We start from the raw sequence: 4,357 nt of genomic DNA, 5'->3' as shown, positions 1-4,357 counted from the left end.
TAAAGATTCTGGCGGATAGTGAGGCATCCCCGCAATTCATTAAAAGCTTATTGGCACAAGCAGCAATTGATGGTGCGTCACCGCAGGTTTTGGAGTATTTCTTGAGTAGTGACATTGACTCAGATGGGCGGACTCTAGCACAAGAATTATTTCAGGATCAGACGAACCCGTTGGAGCCGGATACACTCCAACCACCACCGAAAGCACAGGTTCTATCCCCATCTCTACAACCAGATTTGGAATGGGAAATATAGCATAAACTCGCTAACTTTACTAGTTACTCTAGTACCGATTTTTTCAGTACTAACGTAGCTAGTTCTTTTTTGAAAGCATATTTAAACTTCTTAAGTTAGGTATGAGTTCCACTTTTCAAGAAGCACACTAGCAGTCTGCCAACCCAAAAATGCGCTTTTTCAGACTGGGGGAAAGGTAAAAGGATTTAAACCCTTCCCCCTTGCCCTTTACCCCGCTTTCGTCACGAAAGCGAACTACTAGGGTGTAGTTGAATTATCGATTACACCTGTTCCCTCAGCTAACTCAACAACTCAAGAAGGCCATAGTATGACTATATTAGGTATTAATAGACCTTTAGATACAACCCAGGCAAAACTCTGGGATGAGCGCGATTTGTCTACAAGCGATCGCCGCAAAGAGCATTTAGAAATTCTCCTGTGTCAAAAAGTCCAAATAGGTGAAGACCCTGCCTTGTGTAAACAAGTGTTGAATTATTTGTATTTCTCGGCATTTCAACAGAATCTGAATCGCATTACTGTCCAAAAGGAGAAAGAAAAGTCGGTCTTTGCATCCGTACAGCAAGTGATTATTACGTCCTTTGCTATTTTAGGAATGTTTGCGTTCCTTGCCGCCGCTTCCAACAAGTCAGTTGTGCGCTCGTCTGGGGTAATCCCTCCAGCTATAGAACAGCAAGCCAATTAATCAAACAATTCACTTTTTCGCCCAGTATCAATACTTCGGCTACGCTCAGTATAAGGGGAGCAATTGCGGATGTAAAAGGATGCCACTAAAAAGCTGAAAGCGGTGTTTGATAATGCTTTCAGCTTGTATTATCACTCGTTCTGCTTTGGCTCACCTAAAATGCTGTGTCCTTGTCGAAAGGCAAACTGTCTTCCGGCTCAAAGTTACGCAGGTCTTGCTCCATCTGCTGCCGACGTTGTCCGTATGTTGTGCTGTTTCCAACCCTCCCTTCCATCAACCATTCACCAAAGTTGATGCCTTGTTCTACGTGTGAGGCAGACATTTTATTATAATGATCAACCTCCATTTTCTTACGCCACTCAAGCTGCTCTAGCGCACTTTCACTAATGCCAATTTTCTGAGCATATTCTACATATTCAGGTCTGAGAGAACCATCTGGGTTAAACTCCTTTTTCTCTTGTTCAGTGAAGAAATCGTAGGCTGTGTAGATTGGCCACGGCTCTGGATCAATCTCGTCCAAATGCTTCCACTCATCGTATCTTGCTTTTAGTCTAAAGGCATAATCATCAATTGCCTCGTTACTCATTCCCACAGATAACATTTCTTGTCGAGCTTCATTTTTCAAGCTGCCATCTGGATGGAACTCTTTCTTGTGCATATTTATCCAACGCTTAATCCTTGACATAAAAACCTCTCAGAAACTTCATTAATGTTCATCAAATATCAAATTTTATGACTCTGGAATTGAAGCATTTTGATGCTCGTTTAAATCAGTGGATCTATACAGACGATAACAAAACGAACTCTCAATCAATTCTAACTGAAAAGCTCAATAATACTTTACTGGAATTCTACTTTCCTGATAAAGAATTTTCATTTGGACACTCAGATGAATACAGCACTGCTGAAGAATTAAAGAATCATCCAAATGGACAGATTTTATTGCTATCTACTAAGACTCGCTTACTTTATGGAGATAAAGAATGCTTAGAAACGATTCAAAGAATTTGTCCAGATAGTAAAGACCGTGGGGCTTATGGTTCCATCTTTATTGGGGCTTGTAAAAATGCGGTTCACGAAAAATTAAACATTTTAGTAGTAGACGATTCGACTGATAACAGGGGTGAAAATGGAGGGATATTATCGAATGATTTGGCATATAAATTAGTTGGTGATTGTTATGGGCAGATTTCAACACAACTTTACGACAAGCTAACCTTAAGAGAATCACAACAAGATAAAAGCTACCGTGTTATTCAGCATCGATTCGGCTGGAGGGAAGGAAACGGAGAAGATACTACTGAATACCGCTTTGGCAAAGGAACACTCCGACCATACAGATTAGACGAAATCAAATACGCAGATTCAAATAATAAAGCAAAAATCGATATAGTTCTTCCCGTAAGCAGTTTCAAAGGAACAGACAAGGATAGACCCAAAGGGCCTACTAAACCGCAGATTAAGCCAGGATTATATCAGCAAAATATTTGGTTAGCTGAAAAAGCACAATCTCAACAAGGTCAGATGTCTATCTCCCAACTATTGGCATCTTTTCCTCACGGGCTTAAAGATTTTGTCGAGGAGCTAGAGGTACAAGCCCAAAGGTTAGCCTCTATTCAAGATGATCCGAGAAATGTTGCTGCTTACTATTGTGAAAGATACGGAAAACGTAAAGAATCATTGAGCCAAAATAAATTAAAAACATCAGACATTATCAATCAAGAAACAGATGTTAAAAACTTAGGGACAAATGACGATTTAGATACAGATGAGGAATTAGATGACGAGAGTACTAAAGATGACTTGTTCATGTACAAACTCATTAAAGCTGATTTACTAGGGCATCAGCAGCTTTTAGAAACTGAGAAGGTCAAACAGGAATTAAGCCGTTTTGTACAAAGTGAGTGGCGAGATATTGCTATAGGGAAAACGCTTACTTTTGACCGAGCAATGATTATTCCTTCCAAGGAACTCAAAAATGGTGAAATTTGTGTCCCTTGGCTTGATGAGCAAGAAAAAATTCTTAACTTCCGTTCTCCTTTCCTCAACTCCAATGGTTTGTGTGTTTCTAATAATAAATACGTTGAAGACCGTGTTGCTCCAGATGGTAAATCTCTGCAAGGCATAATTGTAGTCAATGACGAAGACCACAAGCGCATACAAGCCAGAATTACAGAGTTAGAAGCACAAGGAATCAATGTTGATTTTATAGATCCAGCAGAAACCGAATCAGAACGCCAAGCACGAGACTACGATGGTGACTGCATTGGTGTAGTAAGAGCTAGCTTATATCCCAATTTAACAGCAGAAGCAGAGCGGAGAAATCTTCCCCAAAACGCTTATTCGCCCACGGTTAAGCTCAAAAAACAATCATTTTATGATCCCACCGATGGAAGCCAGCCTCCATTTGAAAAAATCGCTATTCACATGAGCGATAGCATCAGCGTGGGCATAATCAACAATCAGGTGACGGCACTGGAAGCATTAGAATCGGAAATTGAGGTACTAAACACTTATGGGACTTTAGAACAAAAAGCAGAATATTTAGAGCAAGTATCTAGCCATTATCAAAGTTTATTTGAACAGGAACATGGCGAGAAGCCCAAACCAATTAGAGCAGAGTACAAACCCTTCATGCAATCTGTTGTAGCTCTAGCAGAGAATCCTAACAGAACGCCAGATATTATTCAGCAGGCAATGGATGTTAACCGCCTGATGTACCGAGAAATGATAGGTGAGGGGTGTTATCAAAACCAAATAGCGGTTGATTTATTCAAAAGTGCTAAAAAACCTGAAATGGATAAAATCCGGGAGAACAGCCGCTATTTGTATCGTGATGTTAATTATATTAAAGATAAGAAATCTTCGTCAGTTTATTTAAGCACGGGGATAACGCCAAAGGGCTACTCACCAGTAGAATTATTAATTAGCCAAACCAATAAATATTTCCAAGAATCACAGTTAGAATCGCGTCCCATAGTCCAGTTTAAAGACTTGTTCAAAGGAGTAGAATTTACACCACAGCAGAAATTGGCAGCGATCGCCGCCAAGTACGAGTTTGATCAGAAATTCAACGCTGCAGTTCGTGTCTCAAGGCGGCGAGAAACAGAGTCTGGCCCTAGCGCAATTGTTCAAACGGATTCAGGAACGCAACTCGAAATTACCAACCTCACCCGCTACGGGCATCCCCTAATCTGGAAAGCCCAGACACTTAATATTCGCCTAGATGAGATTAAATTCACAAACAGTGAACGCCCCCATAAATTATTAACAGTTGCACAAATTAATGGTGAGATTGGGGAGGATAAGAAACCCGCCTACCGCAACCTGGGGACAGTTAGCCAACAATCTGTGACTGACCACAACCTCAAATCGGGGATGACCATGCAGGGAGCTAAACTCCTAGAACTAAAACCAGAAC

The 4,357-nt window shown here is 40.7% G+C and carries 2 protein-coding genes and 2 pseudogenes; 3 read left to right on the top strand and 1 reads right to left on the bottom strand.

Translation table 11 applies throughout. The annotated features are described in order from the left end of the window. Positions 1–254 (top strand): annotated as a pseudogene (locus tag H6G26_RS39120) (hypothetical protein); the annotation flags it as partial. Positions 255–561: 307 nt separating this feature from the next. Beyond that, the gene (locus H6G26_RS39115; protein ID WP_190737192.1) at positions 562–936 is read left to right on the top strand and encodes a hypothetical protein; all 375 of its coding nucleotides are present in this window, start codon (positions 562–564) and stop codon (positions 934–936) included. A gap of 154 nt (positions 937–1,090) precedes the next feature. Here the strand turns inward: H6G26_RS39115 and H6G26_RS39110 are convergent, their stop codons facing one another. Beyond that, positions 1,091–1,621: a hypothetical protein gene (locus H6G26_RS39110; protein WP_242054327.1), complete on the bottom strand. Its 531-nt coding sequence runs from the start codon at positions 1,619–1,621 to the stop codon at positions 1,091–1,093. Positions 1,622–1,668: 47 nt separating this feature from the next. Here H6G26_RS39110 and H6G26_RS39105 point away from each other — a divergent pair. Then, positions 1,669–4,357, top strand: a pseudogene (locus H6G26_RS39105) (hypothetical protein); the annotation flags it as partial.

The organism is Nostoc sp. FACHB-888 (assembly GCF_014696655.1).
Taxonomy (GTDB): Bacteria; Cyanobacteriota; Cyanobacteriia; order Cyanobacteriales; family Nostocaceae; genus Nostoc.
Note: the sequence above shows the minus strand (reverse complement) of the source record. Positions and strands in the feature narration are given on the sequence as shown.